Source organism: Cohnella silvisoli (genome assembly GCF_021190915.1).
Lineage (GTDB): Bacteria > Bacillota > Bacilli > Paenibacillales > Paenibacillaceae > Cohnella > Cohnella silvisoli.
The window spans coordinates 542035-565171 of sequence record NZ_JAIOAP010000001.1 but is presented as its reverse complement, the minus strand read 5'-3'; the positions used below and the strand labels follow the sequence as shown (position 1 = coordinate 565171).

Genomic DNA, 23137 nt, shown 5'->3' with positions numbered 1-23137 from the left:
AGTTTACGACTTTTGTTTGTTAAATCGCACTTCCGTTGTTTAAATTAGCGGACAAAAAAAGCCTGTGCGATCACAGGCCGAATTTGATTCTGTATTCGCTTGTCGTCATGCCGAATTTCGCTTTAAACATCGTGTAAAAGTAATTTTTATTTTCCCAGCCGATTTCGTCCACGATTTCCGGGATGCTTTTCTTCGTCGTACTCAGCAACTGAGCCGCTTTGTTCAGTCTGATCTCGTTCAAATATTCGCCGAAAGACTTCGCATACGTTTCTTTGAATATTCTTCCGATGTAATCCTTGGATACGTTCAAATCGCCGGCTACTCCTTCCTGGCAAAGCGCTTTGTTCGGATAGTCCGTTTCTAGGATGCGAATAATTTTTTCCGCTGTCGCGTTCTTCCGTTTGAACTTTTTCTGGTTAACGATTTCGGTCATCGTGGTGAACATCTCGACGAATTTGGCATCGACCTGCTCAAGCGTTTCACAGGAAATAATATCATGCGTGAATTGATGGCTGTCCAGCGACAGCTTGTCATAGCCCTTCGCCTCCATATCATTGATCTTCATATAAATGAGATAGGAGAAATAGAGAAGGTAGGATGCAACGTTGTCGAAGGAGTATCGGGCAGCGTGTTTCATAATCTCGTAATAATGCCGGATGCAGTCCTCCAGCTTGCCTGAAGTCAAGCTCTCCATCAAATCGCGCTCCAGATCCTTCGGATGTTCAAAGCCCGTCACCTCGACACGGTCCAGAATTTCCGCTTTCAAGAGCGATCGATGTCCGTATAGGAAGCGATACTTGGATAATTCGACCGCGTTCTTATAGGATGATCCGATTTCCGCAAACGTGGGCGCCAAATAACTGATCGCAGCCGTTAAAGATAAGCCAAGCTTCTCATCGAACCAGTTCTGCACCCTCTTCGCCAGATCAGGCGCAATTCCGTATACTTCCTCGGCATCCCCCGATTTATTTTGCAAAATGACGATCATCCGTTGGTTATCCACAATCACGCATTCCGTCCGGAAATGCTCCCCCATAATCTCGCAAGCCACGTTCCCGACCATGAATCGGAACAGCTTCTGATCTTCGATGCCGAATTTCCGGTTAAACGCCTCCGCGTGATCGATCGCATAGTTGCACACGAAGAACGGCTTGCCGGCATTCCACGTTATTTTATATTTATTGAAAACCCTTTCAACATAATCCATATCCAAGTTTACATCCGTCAGCATTTGGTGAAGCGCCTGCTGCTTCTGGTGAATATCGTTCTCGTTCTTGGCGATTTGCAGCGTTTTTTTGGCCTCGATGCTGTCCATGAAAGCTTTGGACAAAAAGTCGATATCGTTGACGTCCTTGCCAACTTCGGCAGCGTCGGTCGCTTTGACCACTTTCCCGATAATAAACCGGATCGGCGAATACAAATGCTTCGCCAGAAAATAAGCGAGCAAAAACCCGATCACAACAATGACGACGCAGGCGATATACGTCGCGACCCTGATTCTATCGATATCCTTGACGATTTCTTTATAGGGAGTAATGCTGACGAATTTCCAATCCGGAATGTCCGAAGACACAAAGGTGACCAAGTTGCTTTGCTTCCCGGTCGTATCCTTGAAGTAGCCGGATTTGTCCGGACTATGGAGAATTTGCTGAAAATAGGCATCGCCCATGGCATTACTATTGGCTTCGTTCGTTTGCTGGTTGCCCGTAATGAACCGGTTGCCGGCCGCAATTAAAATTTTGTTGGATATGGAGGAGCCCTTCGTTTTCAACGCGTTGATGACGCCAGTGAGATAATCGACCTTCACGTTGATGACGATCGCGCTTTGGATTTTGTCGCTGTTGTAGAACTGATCGAAGATGATATAAGTCAATACGTCGGTGAACAGCTGGTCTGAGCCGCTGTAGCTGTTGAGCGGAATTTTCCGCGGGATGGGCGAGAACTGATAATTGGCCGGCAGTCCTCCGTTTTCAAGTTTATGCACCATGTCCTTGTCCAGAAAATCCCTGGAGCTGACGATTGTCTCCCACGTCGTCGAATAGAATTCGTTTCTATTGCCGTTGTAGATATAGACTGAATAAATAAAGGGAGATTGATTGACCATCGTATCGATGCTTTTCATTTGCTCGTAAATCTCGTCCGGGTTTGTCGTTTGCGAGTACATCAGCGGAAGATTTTTCGAATCGGAATAGATGGTCGCCGCGAAGCTTCTAACCGAATCGTTCATGTAGTTGGAGCTATAGCTAATCTGGGATAAAATATTCAGATTGGAATTAAACGTGATCTGCGAGCCGATGCGTTCAAAATACCGGTTTAAAATAAACGATTGCAGCAACAGAATCGCGGCAATGAGAATGGAAGTGTATAGAATCATTTTTTTATATAGGCTGAAGGACCGGTTCAGAAATTTCATGTGGATGACTCCCTTGGATAGGTGACTCCATGATAGTACAAAATCGGAGTCAGAGGAAGTGTCGATCAAGCTCAACACCTCTCTAACCCCGACCATCCCGCCTGATCAGGAAAGCTTATTTTTTCGCCGCTTTCCATGCGTCGATTTGCTTCTGCATTTCTTTAATAATATCTTCGGCGCCCGCTTTGTTCATTTTGTCGATGAATTCTCCAAGCGCCTTGTTCACATCAAGCGATCCCGAGCCCAAAGAGGGCATAAATTGGTCGAAAACGGCGGTGACGCTGGCCACCTGCGTCTTCACAGGCTCCGGATTGAATACGAACCCGAGAATCGGTGACAGCTTCGCGGAATCGACGAATTTCTTCTGCGCTTCGACTTGGGCGACTCTGTCCGGGCTGTAATCGTAAAGCATCCACGGATCCGCGAACAACCAGCCCGAACCGTTCAGATCGTAACCGTTTGTCTCCGCCGTTACGCCGTCCGGACGTTTAATGATCTTAATATCAGACGAACCGTCCGTCACCATGTAATGCTTGCCTTCGATTCCGAAAGCGAAGAGGTTCAGCAAATGATAATCGGAGTTCACCAGGTCGAGCAGCATCATCGCCCGCTCCGGATTTTTGCTCGTTTTGCTGATCGCCGTCATGCTGGCGAAAACCCCTGCGGTGGACAATTCCGGCTCCGTCGTCGCCACTTGATAAATATCGAAGCCGTAATTGTTCTTGAACGAGACATCCCAGCCCGGCGCAACGTTATCCACAATTCCGGCAAACTTCCCGGCTTTCAGCGGCGTGTTGGAATCCTTCAAGGACACCGAATCTTTGTTGATGAATCCTTGTTGGTTCCAGCTTCGCATAAGCTCGACATAACTCTTGAATTCCGTAGACGTGTACTGGTTCATGATCGTGAGAGAATCGTCGTCGGCTTTCACGACTCCGGGAAGCTTATTGTCGATAAACATGAAGGGCATCGTATACATCGCTATAAAAGACCTTTGGTTATTATCCATGCCGATCGGAGTAATGCCCTTCTCGTTCTTCACGATCTGGGAGTAGAGCGGGTCGAAATCGGACAGTTTCTTAATGCCTTTCGGATCGAAGCCGTACTTGTCCGCCAATTGTTTATTGACATTAATGCCTCTTTGCAGCGCCATCGCGCCGATATTGTAAGGCAGCGCATACAGCTTTCCATTGATCGCGGCCGCCGGCAAGTATTTGCCGAACTTCTCCTTCAAATGAGGGCCGTATTGATCGATCAGTTCATCCATTGGCAAGAAGGCGCCTTTGCCCGCGTTCGTCACGTAGTTGTTGAACCAGGCAGCGGTAAACACGAGGTCGAAGTTTTCGCCTGTCGCCGTCATCGCGTTGAGCTTCTGCTCGAACGAGCTCCAGTCGATGTATTTGATTTTGATCGTGGCATTGATTTTGTCCTGCAAATATTTGTTGATTTCCGCCTCTACCGATTCGGTATCCTTCTGCGGCGTTCCGGGAACGTACCAAGACAGCTCCACTGGATCCAGCTTCGGCTTTTCCGAAGCGGCTGCCGTTCCCGACGGCGAGGATGATGCAGTTGCTGAGGCGTTTGGTGTGACGGCACCTTTCTCTTTGTTGGATGTACCGCATCCGGCCAGCACGAGCGCCAGCGTCAAGCAGACGGTTAAGACGAGACCCCATACTTTTGCAGTTTTGTTCATGTTGTTCGTTTCCTCCCTTTATGATGTTTAATTGTATACTTAACCGTTATCCGGTGTAAGCCGTTGTTCTCTCTACCCTTTGACTGCACCGACTTTCAAGCCTGCTATGAAGAACCGTTGGACGAACAGGAACGCGAACAGGATCGGTCCCGTGGCCAACACGGCAATAGCCATTCGCGTGTTTTCTCCGGGCAGTTTGATCTTCAACCCAGGCATCGGATTCGCTTGAATCGCCGAAAGATTTTGCATAATGTTATAGAGCAAATATTGTAAAGGGTATTTCTTACTGTCATCCAGATACAGCAGCGCCAAATACCAGTCATTCCAGTACATCAGAATAATGAACAGTCCCACGGTGGCCATGGCCGGGAGCGAGAGAGGAAGAACGATGGAAAATAAAATTCTGAATTCACCCGCGCTTTCGATCTTAGCGCTTTCAATCAACGACTCCGGAATATCCGCGAAATAGGTTCGCAATAAGAGCACAAACCACGGAATGACCAGATAAGGCAGAATAAGCGCCCACACGCTATTTTTCATATGAAGCGCCTGCGTAACCAGCATATAATTCGGCACAAGCCCTCCATTAAAGAGCATCGTGAAGTAAATGACGAACGAAAACTTGCGGCCATAAGCGAAGTCCTTCCTTGACAACACATAAGCGAGGCAGGACGAAATCGCTAAACTGAATACGGTGCCTATCGCGGTAACAAAAATCGTGACGCCGTAGGCTTGGAATATTTGCGAAGGGTTCGACAAAATGTACTTGTATGCGTAGGTACTAATGACCTTGGGCAACAAGGTGTAACCGTATTTCACGATTGCCGTTTCATCCGAGAAAGAAGCCGACACGACCAAGATTAGCGGAACGATGCACATGACCGCCAAGATCAGCAGCATCAAGTGGAGGACAGCGCGTTGCCATATGCTATATGTTTTCATCATAGTTGGCGCAGGAGACTCCGATCTCTACAGACGGAGAGGAATGCGCCTTCCCTCCTTACTTTTGCTTGAAAAGTTGCTCTCTTTGTTATAAAATAGAACATATATTCGCATTTCTATATGGGAGGTGAAATCTTGCAAGTTACGCTGACTGCCAAAGTCAAGCTGACTCCAACACCTGAGCAGGCTTCTCTGCTGCTCACGACCATTCGTTCGATCAAACAGGCATTGAATCACACCTCCCGGTTCTCGTTTGAACATCAAGTTGCTACCCCTTTTGCACTACATAAGCAACTATATAGGCCACTTCGTACCACATTCGGACTGCGTTCGCAAATGGCCCAAAGTGTCATCAAGACAGTGGCAGCCAAGTATCGGTCGATGAAGTCAAATGGTGTTACCGGAACACTGGCTGTGTTTAGAAAACCGGAATACGATCTGGTCTACAACCGGGACTACTCGATAAAGAAAGATCAATTTTCCCTCAACACTCTCGAAGGACGAGTCAAGGTTCCTTTTAACCCGAACGGAATGGAGCGCTTCTTTGATGGCACTTGGGACTTCGGTACAGCAAAGTTAGTTGTGAAGAAGGGAAAGTTCTTTCTGCACATCCCGATGACCAAAGAGATGGAAGAACCAACCGATGACCGCCGAATCCGAAACATCGTCGGAATCGACTTGGGCATCAACTTTTTGGCCACCACCTACGACTCGGATAGGAAAACGGCATTTTACAACGGCAGGCAAGTGAAGACCAGACGAGCCCGGTATGCCCAAGCACGCAAGTCCCTGCAGCAAAGGCAAACCCCTTCCGCCCGCCGGCGGCTCAAGGCCACCGGGAACCGAGAAAACCGTTGGATGAGCGATGTGAACCATCAGCTCTCGAAGGCACTCGTGACCCGGGCGGGAAAGGACAGTTTGCTCGTACTGGAGGACTTATCCGGTGTACGCGGCAAGACCGAAAAAGTCAGGCTGCAGGACCGGTATGTGTCAGTATCGTGGGCGTTCCGGCAACTGAGGCAGATGATCGAATACAAGGCCGCTTTGCACCAATGCAAGGTAATCGCCGTCGATCCGGCCTATACTTCTCAAACGTGTCCGAAATGTCTGAAGCCTGACAAAGCGAATCGAATCAAAAAGATCCACACGTTCAGATGCAAAAAGTGCGGTTATACGACGAACGACGATCGCGTCGGAGCCATGAATCTTCGATACAAGGGAACCGAGTACCTGTCGAAGTGACCGTAGGTGCAAGCACTTGCGGTACGGGTGGATGTCAGCCCGCCCTGATGTACCAACACGCTAATAAACGAGCGAATAAAGGCAGGAGGTTCCGACGAACCGCCCATACTGCCGGTTAGGTACAAGCTCCCGCTTCAAACGTGCAACGTTAAGCGGGGGTAGTTGATCTGTGCACCCTTTCATTAGAACAAGGCGTCGTCCGGGCTTACTTTTCTGACGCACCAGTTGGAAATATAGACGAGAACAAGTCCGCAGATCGCCTGATAAAATCCGGCCGCGGTGGCCATTCCCGCATCGCCCAGCACTCGAAACGTTCGGAAAACATACGTATCGATGACATCCGTTGTGCTGTATAACGCTCCGCTGTTCTGCGTAACGTTATAAAACAAGCCAAAGTCTGCGAAAAATATTCTGCCTACCTGCATTAGCACCATGATCGTCATTAACGGCATGAGCAGCGGCAGCGTTATTTTGCGAATTTGCTGAAATTTCGTAGCCCCGTCTATCATGGCGGCTTCATAGTATTCTTTATCGATGCCCAGCATCCCGGCCATGTAGATCAGACTGTAATAACCGACATACTTCCACATGTAGACGAGGACCAAAATAACGGGCCAGTATTGAGGCTTCGTATACCACTGCACGGCCTCCTGCCCTACGGATCCGAGCAGCCGGTTGATCGTGCCGCTGTCATAGTTTAGAAGAGCGTAAACGAAATAACCGACGATCACCCAAGAAATAAAATAGGGGAAAAATAATGCCGTTTGATACGCCTTTGTCAACCGCCGGCTGCGCACCTCCATCATGAGCAGAGCGACTAATACCGATCCCGCCAAAGAAAAGATGATGAACACGGCATTCAGATAGATCGTGTTGATCGTGCTGTTGAAGGCATCCCGCGTAGCGAATAAGTACTTAAAGTTGTCAAAGCCTGCCCACGGGCTTCCGAATATGCCGTCCGTAAAGTTGTATTTCTTGAAAGCAAGAACGACGCCGAAAATGGGTACATACGAGAACAAGATAACAGCTAACATAGCGGGAGCGGACATAAATAGGAGCCATTTGTTATGATTTAGAGTACTGATAAAACCGGATTTGCGGTGAGAATAATGTCTGAATTCTGATGTTGCCATTTTCCTTGTACTCCTTTCTCTTAACGACAACTCCATATTAGCAACTATCCCTATGAATGAAAGTTTAAATCCACGATCGTTATTTGTTTTGCCGTACAAGTCGGGTTTAAATTGCGGGGCGCCGGATTGTTGGGTTTTGTCCGAAAATATGAACAACGCAAAAAACCTTGATAGACCAATGATTGGGTCCAACAAGGCAGATAAATTATTCTCAAACATGTACAATGATTGTGGGTAATAGTTTTAGTTGAGACAAGAAACAACATCCAGTCTAACCGAATTATTAAAACGAAGGGAGACACTACGCCATGGAACTCAACGACTGGTCCGGCAAGCACCCGGCGGAAATGCACCCGGCGGATACGATCGGGAAACTTCTTGACTACCATTTTCCTCCGTATATTACGTTAGCGCATATGTTCAATGCCCCTAAGGGTTGGGAAATCCGTGACCGCGAAATGACTCAGTTCGTCCTTCAGTACGTTGTCGACGGTTTCTGCCGTTACCCGGTAGGCGATATCCCGTACGAGACACGCAAAGGGGACTTGTTGTTCCATCGTCCGCACGAGCGCCATTCCATCCTTACGGTCAAAGACCAGCCTTATACCTGTATCTCCATCGTGTTTCATTTCGGTTCTTCCGCTTTTCCCTACGATGACTTGTTCCAGAACAACCATCTTCTCGGAAATTTCGCGGGGCATCCGGTGGAATCCCTTCTCTCCCAACTCGTGTTCCACTATCGCCAGCCCGGGCTCGTTCACCAAGTTCATTGCCAGAGCCTTCTCATGCGAATATTAGCGGAAGCGGCCCAATGGGGCAGCGCTCATAGCGAACGAACGAAAACCGACGCGCACAATATGCCCAAGCTGGTGTTGATCAAAAACTATCTAAGCGAGCATTACGATCGGGAAATCCTCATAGGAGAGCTCGAGAAAGTATCGGGCCTCACCAAAAACTACATTCTGGCCCTGTTCCGCAAACACGTCGGCATGTCCCCCATGCAGTACCTGACTTGGATCCGAATCGGCAAAGCCAAAGAGCTCGCCATCCAATCAAACCTATCCATTGGCGAAATCGCGCTAAAGGTAGGGTATTCGGACGTGCACACGTTCGGGCGGATGTACAAGAAAAAAACCGGGCAGAGTTTAACCCAGTTTTGTTCGAATTTGATTTATTACTGAGTTCTGAGTCCTACGTTCTCCAGTACTTATCGTGCTGAAATCGATATCCGGTCTGCGATGGGGACGCGCCCGCAGCCAAAGCCAACGGTCCCGAGGGACGATAATCGAATGGCTTCTCCGACGCCCCGTATGAGGTTTGTTTGCGTCTGTCGATGCAGTCGTTCAGCAAGCGTTGTTTGATCGTCAAATACTCGAGCGTATGCGGTCCGAATTCGACTTCGATTTCTCCCGGACGGAATTCATAGTAAATGGTGCGTCGCAGGGCATTGCCCTCTCCTTCAGGTGACCCGTGCAGCAATTGAATGTCGTGGAAAATCACGTCTCCGGCTCTAAGCGGGACCGGAATCGCGCCCTCGAAATCGAAACCCGGCCGCGAGCAACGTTCTTGGGACGTCTTCGCATCCCATCGGTTGCTGCCCGGAATGACCCACAAGCATGACTTCTCGTCCGCATCGTCCAAATAAAAATCAACGTTGAAGATCGGCCGGGGATCGTCGCAGCCCTCCGGTACGGCGGCATCCCGATGCCAAGGCACGCTTGCCGCCTGGCTTGGAATCTTGACGACAAGGGAATCCCACGTCGGGATCAGATTGCGTCCTTGAAGTTTCTCCACAGACCTCAGAATAAACGGATGTCCCAGCAACGCCTTCGTCGCGTCCAGTTTGTCGATGACGTATTCCGTCCGCCAATAAACGCGCTCGCCACCGCTGCGTACTCGGTATAGAAAATCCTCGTCCACTCCCTCGCCCGTGATTCCTTTATCGACTATTCCTTTTGTTTGTTCCCTCAGCAGCCGTAATTCTTCGCCGGACAGTACGTTGCGGATGACCAAAAAACCGTTGTCCAAAAAAAACCTCATCTGCTCCTCCGTGATGACTTCCTGCACAGCCGCGTTCGCTTCCGGCAACCCTTTATTCGCAATTCCCAATTCAGCCAACCTCCTCCTAGAGTCGATTACAACCCTAGATTACCGGAAGGGGAGGGAAAAAGCTTTAGCCGAAACAGCCATTATGGTTGCCAAAAGCACTCGCGTTTTCAGATCTCCTACTTGTCTCGAGTAGACTAGCGGAACATTAGTAGAACAAATCTTAACCCCAAACGAAAGGGTTGGTGGATGTGCTCGCCATAGTCGGTAAATCCGACTATAAGTGGGGAGTGTTTGGTTTTATGCTCCCCATAGTCGGTAAATCCGACTATAAGCGTGGAGTGTTTGGTTTTATGCTCCCATAGTCGGTAAATCCGACTTTAGCGGGGACGAGAGGTGCTTGGGTGGTTTGGGTGGTTTGGGTGGTTTGGGTGGTTTGGGTGGTTTGGGTGGTTTGGGTGGTTTGGGTGGTTTGGGTGGTTTGGGTGGTTTGGGTGGTTTGGGTGGTTTGGGTGGTTTGGGTGGTTTGGTATCCTCTAGTTCGTGGCGGATGTGATTGGTATGAGCGTTAAAATCCGGGCTTCCTTCGCCAAGGCCAAAAAACTGCCTTCACCACTTTGAATCACAGCGTTGCGACTTCACCAAGGCCAAAAAACTGCCCACCGGGCGATGACACCCTTGAAACTCGGAGTTTGCTTTCTGAATGTATAAAAAACGGGCGGAAGTTCAGATGAACCTCCGCCCTATTCGTGCGTTTCGTGCTAGGGTGTTACGACCGTAATGTTGCGCCACTGCGTGGAAGTCCCCATTTGCCGCACACCGATTTCACCCTTCAATGGCCCTGCGGGGTCAGTGACCGTAAAATCCGTCAGCGTGACCAGATCGGACGAGCGTTGTACGATCGAACGTATAGTATGGCCGCTGACCTTGATCGTCACTGTGTACCACTGACCAGCTACAATCGAGGCGGCGTTATTTTGCAATAGTGTCCAGTTATTCTCCTCTCTGCCCACCATTACACCACCGACGTACATCGCAACGAAATACCCGTTGAGCGAATCGACCCCAACCGCGGGATTTGAAACTCTGACCAGGAAGCCCGAATGACCGGACGCATTGGCGAAATTCACCTCGCCCTTCAGCGTATAATCGCCCCAAGTCGTCGAGCCCGTAACCGACTTCTCACCGTTCCAGTTACTAGAAGCATTCGAATATATTCCGCCTGACGAAGTCCAAGTTCCACCGTAAGACGCCCAACCGGGATCGCTTGCGGTAAAGCTTGCCGTATAGGGCAAACTTGGCGCCGTAACCGAAATATTGCGGTACTGCGAGGGAGTACCGTTTTGTCGCAAGCCGATCGCTCCATTCAAAGGACCTGTCGGATCACTGACAGTGAAATCCGTCAGCGTGACCAAATCAGACGAGCGCTGCACGATGATCCGTAATAAATGACCGCTTACCTTGACCGTAACCGTATACCATTGACCCGTAGTGATTGACGCAGCGCTCGATTGCAAATTCGTCCAGTTATTCGCCTGCCTGCCCACCATTACACCGCCAACCTTGATTGCAACGAAATACCCGTTGAGCGAATCGACGCCAACCGCGGGATTCGAAGCCCTGACCAGGAAGCCGGTGTGGCCGGCTGGATCGGAGAAATTCATCTCACCTTTCACCGTATAATCGCTCCAACCCGTAGATCCCGCTACTGTTTTTTCGCCATTCCAGTTGTTGGAAGAGTTGGTAAGGACGCCACCGGAAGCGCTCCATGTCCCCCCGTAGTTCACCCACCCCGGATTACCGTTGGAAAAATCAGCTGTGTACGGAAGCACGCCTGCAGATGTGCTGTTCGTCCGTTCCGAACACGGCAGTGAACCTTGTGATGGCGCCGTATATCGTAAAGATAGACCGTCTGCCGATGGGAGCAAGCTCGGACTGTAGTTCGTAAAACATTGATTTCCTGGATTCTGTATCATGAAAGGCGCGGGCATCCACGACCAGTTACCGACACCCTGGTTCGTATTAATAAAGACCGATTGATAATCCTCTGTCGTAAACTGATTATTGCTAACTAACCTCGTGCGCATGCCCGCCATCATAAGTTGTCCATACGGTCCACCCTCGGGGCTCCATGTAATGTAAGGACTAGATCCGAGATAACGGCCATCGCTGGTCGTGACGAACGTTCCGACATTTGAAACTGGACTGTCCCATGTCTGTCCGCCATCCGTGGACTTTTTAATATAGGCTTCGCAAGCACTTCGTGGTGTAAAGCAAACTTCATATGCCAGGTAGGTCAGATTCCCGTACCCGCGAACCAAAGTCGGCATACCGGGTCGCTGCGTCTGATCCGGCATACCTACAACGCGTTCAAGTCCCGCTCCAAACGAAGTAGATCCGTTCGGATTCGCACTCCACGTATTCCCGCCATCAGTTGAAGTGATTCTAGCCACAAACTGACTGTAGGTTGGCGCTTGCCGCTCATCCGCGAAATAGACGGCCAACCTGTCCGAATCATCCAGAAAGATAAACGGCTCCCAGATTACCCCTGTCTGGTACGTGCTGATAAAGCTCCATGTCGCTCCGTGATCCGTGCTGCGCCACATCTGAAAGTTCGACTGAAAGGGAACGCCTCCGCGGACGTTAACGGTAAGTAACAGCGTCCCTGCAGCATAGCCCGCGATTGTCTTCGGAAACTCATAAAGCATGGGCTGGAACATATAGCTCGCAGGATGTCCCGCACCGGTCTGGCCGTCGCCCACGGTTGCTGCAGTTGTCCAGGTGGCGCCATCGTCGGTGCTCTTCCTGATCAGAAGCGCCGATGGCGACCCATCGCTGAAGCTTCGTTCAAAAGTAGCAAGCAAAGTTCCGTTCGCCGACCCCGAGTTTTGAAGCCGAATGACCCGGTTGTAGGCAAGAAATTCAGTCGTTTGGTTAGCCGACTGGTAAAGCACGTTACCGTTGGTATTCGCGTTTACGCTAGTCATCGGCATCATAGTCAGCATAAGGGCAAATACAAGCATCATAGCCAGTAACGGTGCGCTCAATCGCCGATGCCGACCATTTTGATCAACCGTCCAAACTCTTCCTTTCGAATCCCCTAACGGCTCAAAAGCTGCTTTGTTCATTTTTTTTCTCCTTTACTTTCGTATTTTTTAAGCGCTTTCAATATGGATTAAAGGTAAGGAATAAAGGAGAAAATAGCATGACCGTACACTATGCTCTCCCTCATTCCTTCCGATCCATCACTAAAAGACTAGTTACTTTACCGACTGCAGGTCGGATTTGGCCTGATTAATAGCATTTGTCCAATAATCACTCAACTTGTCCAATCCGAGCTTCTTCAAATCTTCGACCAATTGATTTCTAAGCGTTGCGTACTCATCATCATTTTTAGCCAGAATGACTTTGAATATATTTTTGTTCAGGTAATCCATGACTTTTTCATCCACGCGCTTCATATCGTCCGGTTCCGTAGCGGTCGCAATCTGAAGATCGGTATTGATATCAAGGAACTTCAGATTGCCGGATTCCCTCAATTTCTCGAATACTTGACCCGGATACTCCACACCGTAATGAGCAATGTATTCCTTGTCGATGTCGTTTAATCGTTTCTGAAATACCGCCGGCACGAGCGACAAATCCATCGGAGCGTTATCTCCTGGGTGAATGGCCATTTGCGCGTAACCGGCAAGCTTGTTATACCGGGTAATTCCCGCTTTATCCTTCATATCGGTGGTGCCGTAGGATTCGATCACCGAATCCGAAAGGTGAGGATTGCCGCCTTCCGCAACCCAATCCTTTCCTTCGACTCCGCTCCAAATCAAACGGCTGCCTTCAGGACTGAACAGGAAATCTATCAATTTCATGGCTTTATCGGGATGCTTATTGTTTTGGGTAATCCCAAGCAGACGATCCGGCATACCGTTGTTTGACGATCCGCCGAGATAGATATAAGGGAAAGCGCCTGGTATCGGCATAAACCCGCTAGTCGTCTTGCCTTTCTCCCTCATTTTGTCGTTGAATTGCGTCGTCCACTGAGCATACGTTGCCAGCACTTGACCATTATTGCCTTTGGCCAACATATTGTCGTACTTCTGGGTGAACGATTCGGGATCTAACAATCCCTTACGCTGCGCCTTGTTGTAGAAAGCGACTGCCTGCCACCATGAACTGTTCTCATCCAGTATGAAGTCACGGAAGTTGTGGTCCATGTCGTATTCCTTCGTACCTAGCTGCTCATACCCCAACCCGTACGAATGGAGAACTTTAATCGGCCATGTCATGCCCCAATCGTACCAGAGGGAAAATCCGTACATTTTTTTCCCGTCATCCGTTTTAGGATGTTTTTTCAGCATTTCGCTTACAACGTTTAGCAGATCGTCTGAGCTGGAAATGGCAGGGTAACCAAGCTCCTTGTAATATTCCCACCTTAACTCCGGACCGATGTCATAGGTGTAGTTTCGAGGCGTCGGGCCGGCCATCGTCGGTAGAACGAACAGCTTCCCCGTGCCGTCGCTTAGAAATTTTTTGGAGAAGTTAACCCTTTCCTTCATTCCTGCGATTCCGGGAGCATTGCTTTCCAGCAGCGGATCAAGCTCCATCAGACTATTCCCTTGAATGAGCGACTTAAGTTGGTCGCGCTTCACCAGGACGAGCTCGGGCAAATCGCCGCTCGCCATCAGAACCTTGAACTGATCGTCGCTCAGCTTCATGAACTCGAGCTGAACGCCGGTCCGTTTCTCGATTTCCTGCGCAACGGGGTCAGTCGCAACTCCTTCAAACGGTTCCATCATAAAAATCGACATCTTGACCGGAGGTTCAGCTGGTTGGCTGGACTCCCCGCTTGCACTCGCACTGGAAGCCTGCGAGTCGGAAGGACTTGCTGATTGCTTGCCGGTGTTCTTATTGCCGGAGCAAGCCGATATCGTAACGCTGATCAGAATCAAACTAAGAAAGATGACCGTCAATCTTTGGAACTTGAGCTTCGAATTCATGTGTTGTGCCCCTTTGTCTAGATTGGCTATCTTATATGGTATCCGGCTTGTCCGCGGAACAAGACCGGTATCACCCTTTAACCGCACCTAACATAATTCCCTTGACGAAATATCTTTGCAGCATCGGATAGACGACTAAGATCGGCAAGGTCGCAATCATCGTAATGGTCATTTTTATCGTCTCGGGGCTCATCTCCACCCGGGAAACATTGCCCATGGACGTCATATCCCGCATCCGTTCCGCCAGAAACTCCGCTTCGTTCAGATAGTCCCATAGAATCATCTGCAGAGTCTGCAAATGAGGATCCCGGACGAGAAAAAAGTTGTCCGTCCATGCATTCCAATGCCCAACGGACTGGAATACGGCTATCGTAGCCGCAATCGGCAGCGCCAAAGGAAAGATAACGGATCGGAATATCCGAAAGTAACCGGCCCCGTCGATCATAGCCGATTCCTGCAAAACAATGGGCATTTCTTCGATAAAGGTTTTAATCAGGATCACGAAAAATCCGACGATTGCCGAAGGCAGGATATACAGAAGAAAATTATCCTTCAATCCATACATCCTCATTGTCAAATACCAGGGAATCAGTCCGGCGTTGAAATAGAGGGTAATGATGACGGACCTGTACATCAATTTGCGGGCAACAAGTTCCTTGCGGGTGAGTAAGTAGGAAAATAACATGCAACTGAAGACAGTGATCGCGGTTCCCGTGATCGTACGAAGCAATGAAATAAGAAAAGCTTGCCCTATATCGTTCAGTTCGAATATTTTCGTGTAATTATGCAACGTCAAACCCACCGGAGCAAACGATACGTTTCCGGCAATTTCCGAAGCATCGCTTAGCGAATATATGAAAATATAATAAAAAGGATAGAAACAGCAAAAGGTGAATGTGACGAGGAGCGCATAGTTGACTATTTGAAATAAAATATCCGTTTTGGAGTGCTTCATTTCATTAGCTCCTTCATTAAAATATGGAATTGCCGCGAGTGCGCTTAGAAATGAAATTAACGGTAAACAGTAAAGCGATGCTGATTATCGTCTTGAATATACCTAGCGCTGTCGAGTAAGCGTAATCTGCCGATTGTATCCCTACACGGTAGACGTAGTAATCAAGTACTTCGAGCTTCTCGGATACCATGGGGTTGAAAAAAACGAAAAATTGCTCAAACCCGTTCGACAGCATATTGCTGACGCTCAACAATAGAAGCACCAGATAGGTTTGCACAGACCCGGGAATCGTAATATGCAAGATTTGCCTGAATCGTCCCGCTCCATCCACCTTCGCTGCTTCGTACTGCTCCTGATCGATTCCGGCAATCGCCGCCAAATAAATAATGGCGCTGAAACCAACCGTTTTCCAGGCGGATATGGCCGTCTGTACATACCAGGCGATGCTGCTGTCGGACAGCGGATTCGAGGGTTGGTCGATCCACCCCCAATTCAACAACTGCTGGTTCACTAGCCCGTCGTTGGAAAAAAGCGAAAACATGATCGAAAACACGATAACCCAACTGATGAAATGCGGCAGCGTCGTAATCGTTTGAACGATATTCTTAAACAATTTGCTTCTAACTTCGGACAGCAGAATTGCCAGAATAAGCGGCAGCGGGGAGATCAGCAACGATAATGCGCTTATGCCGAGAGTATTGCGGATAATGTTCCCGAGCTCGCTCCCATCCTCCAACGCCAATTTAAAAAACTTCAGTCCTACGAACGGAGTATCGGCTAACGGAATTCCGGGTTTATAATCGTAGAAAGCGTAAACCCACCCGAACAAGGGAACGTAGTTAAATGCGATAACGAGCAAAATAAATGGTGCAGCCATTAACAACAGTGACCATTCCATCTTGCGGGATATTCCGGCCTTCATTCATTCCACTCCCTAATTCCTTCTCTTATGTGATTTAAGTATAAAAAAATAGACCGTAAGGCATAAGTGGGTTTTCTACGACTTTTCGCACCATTCCCACTTGCACCATGCCGGTCTATTTCTTACGTTAGCATTATTCTACGAATTTTGGACAGAACCGACTCGAATGATAGCCGTTGTCTCCCCGTCTTCCCCGCTTTCCAGCCATAAGCCATAATCCGCGCCGTAGTTTAATCGGATCCTTTGATTGACGTTGCGAAGCCCTACGCCGATTCGGTAATTGTCTGCATAAGCACCGCGCTCTTGATCGAACATTTCGTTCCTGAGCGTGTTATTAATCCATTCCATAACTTCCCTATTCAATGGAATCCCATTGTTTCTAACCCATAACTCCATTCCAACGTCGACAAACCGACCGCCGATCATGATCTGCATATCATTTTGTCCATCGAAACCGTGCATAACCGCATTCTCGATCAGCGGCTGAAAAAGAAACCGCAAAATGGGCGCATTCAGCATTTCATCCGGAATCGTCAATTGCAGCTTGAGTTGCTCTCCATATCGGATGTTCATGATCTTAACATAGGTTTGAACAAAGTCCATCTCCTCCCTTAGGGAGCAAAAAGCCGACGAATTGCGGAAAATCCCTTGCAACAGCAGCCCCAGAGCCGTTACGGTTTCCGTAATCGAATGGTTTTGGGCCATAATCGACATCGATTTGATTGTATTAAGCGTATTGTACAAGAAGTGAGGATTAATATGAGCTTGAAGGGCAATCATTTCTTGCTTCATTTTCTGTTGCGCGATTTCCTGGTTTTGCTGAAGCAAATCCTCAATGCTTTGGGACATACGATTAAACTGGCGGCCAAGCAAACCGAATTCATTATTCGCCGGACTTTGGATACGTACGTCAAAACAACCTCTTTCCACACCTCTCATCACGGCGGCGAGCTCCTGCACCGGAGAAGTCAGCCTTCTAACCCAGTAAACGAATAGCAGCAAGGAGAGGATCAGGCTAACTCCAAAAATAATCGCGATAATGAATCGAATCGAACGGGTAACGCTTACAAATTCTTCGAATGGTATTTCCTTGACCATTGTCCAGCCTGTTTGACCGATCTTCTTGTAAATAACCTGTACCGGACCGTCTTTCTCCTTGACCGTAAAGCTTCCGTAGGACTTGTCTTCCGGAATATTGCTGAAATAATCGGTTTTCCTGCCCAGCATCTCTGTCTGATCGCCGGCAATGATCGCTCCCCCGACTTCTTCCATGTAGATGCGGGATTTTTCCGAATCAACCAATTGATTGAAAATGGTCGCAATCGACTCTTGGCGTATGTTCAATAGCAGGGTTCCTGCCTGAGGTTTTACGTTCAAAGATTTGATTCCTCTTGCCGCGGTTACGAGATTCGGAATTTGGTCCTTATCTTCCCCGGACCGCTGCACCGCGTATTCGTCTTTGCTTTGCCCCCCGAACCAAACCAGCTTGGGAAAAGCAAGCTTTGTTTTCTGATAAACAGGGTTCTCCTGAAATAAAATATTATCGCTTATCGTCGCCTTGCCGTTCGTAACCTCAATGATTTGCCCATCCTCGATAAAAATATAGATGGAATGAAGAAAGGAGTAATTCCCGAGAATCTGGGACAAATGTTCCAAGATCGGCCGAATATGTTCTATCCGCTCCACTTGGGTCATCGTGCCGTAGTTTTCCATCAGATGCTGCAGGTCTGAATTAATGATGATGCCGCGCGATACTTTCTCCACCTCATCGCGAAATTGCATGATGCCCGCTTCCGTTTGATTCAATGCTTGAACGGTGGACTTCTCCATGTTCACCTTAACGATATCCAGTACCCGATTGTAGATGAGCCCCATCGCAAGTGACAAAATGAGCAATATGATGACGAAGAAGGATACCGTCAGCTGAAGCATAATGCTTGTCTTGAATCGCTTGATTCTAGCGATCATACTTGTCCTCCGAAGACTCCGGGCTTCTCTGCTTGCGGTATTCGTTCGGAGCCAGACCTACGATTTTTTTGAAAGAACGGGTGAAATAGCTTTGATCCGAAAATCCTACCTGCTCGGAAATCTCGTAGACCATTTTATTGGAATCCTGCAGCAGCCGCTTAGCCTCTTCAATCCTCACGTTGGTCAAATAATCCATGAAATTGAGACGCACCTCTTTTTTAAACAGAGTGCTTAGATAATTGGGACTGATCCCGATCGTTTTGGCAATTTGCCGCAAAGTAAGCTCATCTTTGTACTTCGATCCGATTAAAGCCAACGCTTGCGCGATTTCTTTGCTGAAGCTGTTTAATTGGCGCAACTCCACCAATGCATTCAAATAGTTACCGAATTCTTCCGCCAACTCGAACAAAGTTTCGCATCCTCTGATTCGATCTCCGTATTCGGCCGTCAATTCAGCATACGTAACTTCCACCAAGCCGAGATGCGCAGCGGGTCGGTGCAGCCAAGCCAAAAAAAGATGGATGACCCTCTCTCTGAGATTCCCGTCATGACCAAGAAGGACAGACAGCTGTTGAAGGAAAGTTTTAGTTGCCTGACTGCCTAATGATGCCCATTTTCCCGCAAACTCGTTAAGGTTAATATTATCGTTATCAGGCAGAGCCCCGAACCGGAAGCTGCGATTCAAACCCTCAGTAAATTTGTTGGCTGCCGATTGACAAGCCTCCTCGTACATGAGCCGGATTTCGCCGAAACTATGGCCGAGACTGCTGACTCCGAATGTCAAAGTAACCTTAAAATAAGTTAAAAAGGTTTTGCGAACTTCCTCCATTAGCTTAGCAGTAGGATCCTGAGCCCCGTCCCCTGCTGTAACGTTGAGCAATAAAATATATCTATTGTCCGCGTCCCTGTAAGCTTCTCCTTTGCCGAAGGCCCCCAAAAGTTCGTCCAGAACATTGAGTAGAGACATTCGAACAAGCTGCCCCTTCTCGTCTTTGAACTTCTCATTCAAGCGTCTATAATGATCAATCTCCATGACCATTACGTACATCGGGCCGAGTTCGAATCTTTGACCCAAGTCGCGCAAGCCTTGCCCGAACTCTGCCTCCGTAAACTTGCCTCGAAACATAAAATCCATAAGCAAGCTTTCTTTCAACGCCTCTTTATCCCAGATCAAAGCCGGCTTTTCGCCTGACGGATGCCTCATGTCATCCAACTCCATGCGTACCTTGCCTAGCACCTTCTGGAGTTCGACCGGCGACATCGTTAGCTTCGGCAAATAGTCGGTCACCCCATATTGCATCGCCTGACGAGCCAAATCGAATTCTTCCACGCAAGTGAGAATGACGATTCGGGTGCGGGTATCGCGTTTCCTTATAGAAGCAATAAACGACATTCCGTCCATGATCGGCATTTTGATATCGGTAATAACAATGTCCGGAGCAGCCTTCTCATAGGCCTCTAATGCTAGCTTGCCATTCGGAACGTCGGCGACGACTTGCATATCGAACCGATTCCACTCAATCGAGTTTTTAAGCAGCATTCGAGCCAGTGTTTCATCTTCTGCTATCAGCACTTTATACACGGGTATCATCACTCGCTTCCGATAGATTTGCTTAAAGTTATTGAATATCTTTAGCAACATAATAACAGAATTCCAACAATGCAATATTTATTTTTGGAGTACCCCTACCACACGATCGTTATCCCGGTTCGTCATCATGCACGGCGTCATAAGCAGCAATTCGGCTTCGGCGAATATTACGATCGGGACATCCTCATAGGAGAGCTCGAGAAAGTATCGGGCTTCACCAATAACTATATTCTGGTCCTGTTCCGCAAGCATGTCGGCATGTCCCCTATGCAGTACTTAACTTGGATTCGTATCGCAAAGCCAAAAAGCTCGCCGTCCAATCGAACCTCTCCATTAGCGAAATCGCGCTAAAGGTAGGCAATTCTTCCGCAATCTCCTACTTGCCGCGAACGAGCTTCGAAATCTGACCGAATTGCTACTCTATGCCTAATCTGTAAGAAGATTAAGTGGCTTCGATAAAAACCCCGACGAGACTACTCCTCGTCGGGGTTTTCATCCTACATCCTAGCCGTATAACCTTCCTTCTCAGCATTGCCAAGCAAATACAAAAATGCTGGAGCGGGTATGCGAACTACTGGAATTCGTGAATGATGCTGCGTCACGCCATAATCTTCTGCCCTCTTTGTGATAATCAAGGAACCCTGTACTTTGGCTTTCTCGTCATTCGTCAACTCAATGATTGCATCCGTTTCCTTAACATGTGTATTTTCACGATATTTGACCTCGCATAAAAGCCTTCCCAGTGGAAGCTCAACCACGACATCAACTTCTTTTTCGTTCTCTTTAAGCCTCCGGTAATAACCAACTTGCGCGTTCGAGGTATAATAAAAAGCAGCAACATGCTTGTATACTGCCGTTTCCACCATAATTCCCATTTCTTCCGGGATCGTTATCACATCCTCAAGCATGAGTACCGCATTACGTATTGCAGCATCGGCAACATAAATTTTTGAGCGCCCTTTAAGAATCCCTTTTCCATCCACACCAATTGGATCACTTATATAAATCAGATTAGCTTCCTTTAAGAAATGGATATAGCTCGTCAAGGTAGACTTGTTCATTTCGTCAAGCTCCTTGCACATCGTGGTCACATTAATGATGCTTGAAGAATGCATGCAAAGATATAAAAATACCTTTTCTAGTTGCAAAGGATTTCTAACATTAAACAATGTTAGTACATCCCGCTTAATCACCTTGTCTACTACGTCCTCACGCAGCATTCTTTGGGCTAAGGCGTCGTCGCGTGATAGCGCAAGCTCCGGAAAGCCACCTACAGTCAAATAACGATTAAAATGCTGCTGAAGAGGTGAAAGCTTATTCATTAAATCGGTTAAATCTCCCTTGTCCATCTTATATAGCTGTGTAGGACGAATACCTTTAGGGAGTTGTGGTCTTGCAGAAATCTCTAATAGATCACAGTATTCATAAAAAGATAGCGTCGGAACCCTCAGAACACTCCAGCGTCCGACCCCGCTATCCGTTGAACCTTTTTCCAATGTAGGGCTTGCGGAACCTGTAGCCACCAACTTAAGATGGGGTCGCGAGTCAAACAGAACTTTTACCCACACCTCCCAATCCTCGGCGTATTGCACTTCATCAAAAAAGAAGTACACTTCACCTTCTGTTGAATACGCATTTTCATATGCCCTCAGTACACCTTCAAAACCACCGAGCTTCAGTATTGGATTGTCAAAAGATAAATATACAATATTACGTACCGAGACCCCCTTCGCCAAGAGTTCGCTGATTAGCTGATACATGATTGTGGTTTTACCAACACGTCTCGCGCCACTGATAATAACAAACCTTCTAAGATCAGGATGCTCAAGCAGCTTCTTTGCCTCGTAGAACGCAAATCGCCGGTGAGGAGGAGCACTTTTTTCTGACATCTGTATCCCTCTCCACCAGGGATTATATTGTAATAGCAAATTCAGCAACTTCTCATCCGTAAACATAGCCATGACGATTCACCACCTCAAAACAATTGTAGATTATAACCAAAGTAAAGACAATAACTATTGATATTATAATATCCATTTATAAATGATTTATGCACATTAAAAAATCTTTTTCCAATTATAAGCAAAAAACAGGGACTTTCCCTTAGCCATTTTCATGGTTATTGGAACAGCCCCTGAGGTCAAAATCATGCGGTCAAGCTCTACTCCCCGAAACTTTTTGGTTCACTCGAATTGCGGTACGGTTGTGAAAGGGCTGCCGTAATCGTTCGGAATTCCGGGCTGAGCCCGAATGCGGGGTCCCCGGGTCGGCTTGATCGAACTGCGCAATAAAAATGATAGAGGACGCCGTTATGGCGAACGACGGATGGCTTGTGGGCATGCATTTCGTCCAGTTCTCCCTTTTCACCATGCTCCAGAATCGGTCGCTCGATTGGGTACCATTCCAAGAGATCGTCAGATACAGCCAAACCTTCCTGCGCGTTAACACCATCGTACCCGAAGTAAAATAGGACCCATTGCCCATGGTCGAAGGCAACGAACGGATCAGCGACACAGTGGGACTGCCAGCCGGCACGATTCCGAATGACCGGATTTCCTTCGTATCGGGTCCAATGCAGCATGTCCTTCGACATCGCCACACCCGTTTGCTCGTACCATTTGCCTTCCGTGAGGTCCTTGGCATTATAAAACATGTAATATAATCCCCCATGCGCGATCAAAGCCGCTTTGTATAGCCCACCCCGCTCCCAAGGTTCTCCTTGCTTCCAGGAAAATACGGGGTTCTTCAGGCGGTGCCAGTTCATCAGATTTTCATCCTCACTCCAAGCCAATCCCATTTCCGCCGGTCCTGCCTCATATCCTTCTTCTGGGTAAGCATGATAAACCATCCAATACTTCCCGCCCACTTTTTTTAATACCGGAAGCTCTGAAAGTTCGTTCGTTTCCTTCAGCAACCACGTTCCGGCTGCGCCCACCCGATCCCAGCCTTCATCAGTCTTTCGATTCAAGATCGTACCAACGGGCCTCCAATCGATCAAATCGTCGCTTTCCGCAAGCGCCGTCTGATAGCCGATCCCGTCAAAACCGACATACATCATCATAAACCTGCCTTGATGATAGAAAACAAACGGACAATCGACCCCATGGCTATCGAAAGCGCCCGGAATACCACTTGGTTGCAATAGAGGCTTCCCTAGCTTGTACGGAGTGCTCCAGTTGTCTCTCATCTTCACGTCAACCTGCGTCACGCGTATTTCTCTCCTTTGCATCATCCG

At 48.2% G+C, this 23137-nt stretch carries 16 protein-coding genes; 3 read left to right on the top strand and 13 right to left on the bottom strand.

The window, feature by feature from the left end; translation table 11 throughout:
- Positions 1–70 precede the first annotated feature (70 nt).
- From K7P76_RS02375 to K7P76_RS02365, 3 genes are all read right to left on the bottom strand, one after another.
- Positions 71–2413: an AraC family transcriptional regulator gene (locus K7P76_RS02375; protein ID WP_232182712.1), complete on the bottom strand. Its 2343-nt coding sequence runs from the start codon at positions 2411–2413 to the stop codon at positions 71–73.
- A 115-nt stretch (positions 2414–2528) separates the two neighbouring features.
- Positions 2529–4106, bottom strand: a complete 1578-nt coding sequence (locus K7P76_RS02370) for an ABC transporter substrate-binding protein (RefSeq protein ID WP_232182710.1) — start codon at positions 4104–4106, stop codon at positions 2529–2531.
- A 72-nt stretch (positions 4107–4178) separates the two neighbouring features.
- A complete protein-coding gene (locus K7P76_RS02365) occupies positions 4179–5051 on the bottom strand; it encodes a carbohydrate ABC transporter permease (RefSeq protein ID WP_232182708.1) in 873 nt (290 codons plus the stop codon).
- A gap of 132 nt (positions 5052–5183) precedes the next feature.
- Between K7P76_RS02365 and K7P76_RS02360 the strand changes: the two genes are divergently transcribed.
- On the top strand, positions 5184–6290 hold the full coding sequence (locus K7P76_RS02360; RefSeq protein WP_232182706.1) for an RNA-guided endonuclease InsQ/TnpB family protein: 1107 nt from the start codon (positions 5184–5186) through the stop codon (positions 6288–6290).
- Between the two features lie 182 nt (positions 6291–6472).
- On the opposite strand, the gene K7P76_RS02355 is transcribed toward K7P76_RS02360, so the two are convergent.
- Positions 6473–7423, bottom strand: coding sequence for an ABC transporter permease (locus K7P76_RS02355; protein WP_232182704.1), 951 nt, complete (start codon positions 7421–7423; stop codon positions 6473–6475).
- Between the two features lie 308 nt (positions 7424–7731).
- Here K7P76_RS02355 and K7P76_RS02350 point away from each other — a divergent pair, with 308 nt between their 5' ends.
- Positions 7732–8604: a helix-turn-helix transcriptional regulator gene (locus K7P76_RS02350; RefSeq protein WP_232182702.1), complete on the top strand. Its 873-nt coding sequence runs from the start codon at positions 7732–7734 to the stop codon at positions 8602–8604.
- A gap of 10 nt (positions 8605–8614) precedes the next feature.
- Here the strand turns inward: K7P76_RS02350 and K7P76_RS02345 are convergent, their stop codons facing one another.
- From K7P76_RS02345 to K7P76_RS02315, 7 genes are all read right to left on the bottom strand, one after another.
- Positions 8615–9532 carry a phytanoyl-CoA dioxygenase family protein gene (locus tag K7P76_RS02345; protein ID WP_232182691.1) on the bottom strand — a complete coding sequence of 306 codons (918 nt, stop codon included), beginning with the start codon at positions 9530–9532 and terminating at the stop codon, positions 8615–8617.
- A gap of 698 nt (positions 9533–10230) precedes the next feature.
- Positions 10231–12597 carry a 3-keto-alpha-glucoside-1,2-lyase-like domain-containing protein gene (locus K7P76_RS02340; RefSeq protein WP_232182689.1) on the bottom strand — a complete coding sequence of 789 codons (2367 nt, stop codon included), beginning with the start codon at positions 12595–12597 and terminating at the stop codon, positions 10231–10233.
- A gap of 132 nt (positions 12598–12729) precedes the next feature.
- Complete coding sequence (locus tag K7P76_RS02335) at positions 12730–14466, bottom strand: extracellular solute-binding protein (protein WP_232182680.1); 1737 nt, start codon at positions 14464–14466, stop codon at positions 12730–12732.
- 70 nt (positions 14467–14536) lie between these two features.
- Positions 14537–15421 (bottom strand): carbohydrate ABC transporter permease, encoded by an 885-nt coding sequence (locus K7P76_RS02330; RefSeq protein ID WP_232182678.1) that lies wholly within the window; start codon positions 15419–15421, stop codon positions 14537–14539.
- Positions 15422–15437: 16 nt separating this feature from the next.
- Positions 15438–16343 carry an ABC transporter permease subunit gene (locus tag K7P76_RS02325; protein WP_232182676.1) on the bottom strand — a complete coding sequence of 302 codons (906 nt, stop codon included), beginning with the start codon at positions 16341–16343 and terminating at the stop codon, positions 15438–15440.
- A gap of 138 nt (positions 16344–16481) precedes the next feature.
- The gene (locus K7P76_RS02320; RefSeq protein WP_232182675.1) at positions 16482–18311 is read right to left on the bottom strand and encodes a cache domain-containing sensor histidine kinase; all 1830 of its coding nucleotides are present in this window, start codon (positions 18309–18311) and stop codon (positions 16482–16484) included.
- Complete coding sequence (locus K7P76_RS02315) at positions 18301–19953, bottom strand: helix-turn-helix domain-containing protein (RefSeq protein ID WP_232182674.1); 1653 nt, start codon at positions 19951–19953, stop codon at positions 18301–18303. Before K7P76_RS02315 ends, K7P76_RS02320 begins: the two co-directional genes overlap by 11 nt.
- Positions 19954–19971: 18 nt before the next feature.
- Between K7P76_RS02315 and K7P76_RS02310 the strand changes: the two genes are divergently transcribed.
- Positions 19972–20253: a hypothetical protein gene (locus tag K7P76_RS02310; RefSeq protein ID WP_232182663.1), complete on the top strand. Its 282-nt coding sequence runs from the start codon at positions 19972–19974 to the stop codon at positions 20251–20253.
- A gap of 146 nt (positions 20254–20399) precedes the next feature.
- Here the strand turns inward: K7P76_RS02310 and K7P76_RS02305 are convergent, their stop codons facing one another.
- Positions 20400–21863 (bottom strand): ATP-binding protein, encoded by a 1464-nt coding sequence (locus K7P76_RS02305; RefSeq protein WP_232182652.1) that lies wholly within the window; start codon positions 21861–21863, stop codon positions 20400–20402.
- A gap of 200 nt (positions 21864–22063) precedes the next feature.
- Positions 22064–23110, bottom strand: a complete 1047-nt coding sequence (locus K7P76_RS02300; protein ID WP_232182650.1) for a glycoside hydrolase family protein — start codon at positions 23108–23110, stop codon at positions 22064–22066.
- Positions 23111–23137 lie beyond the last annotated feature (27 nt).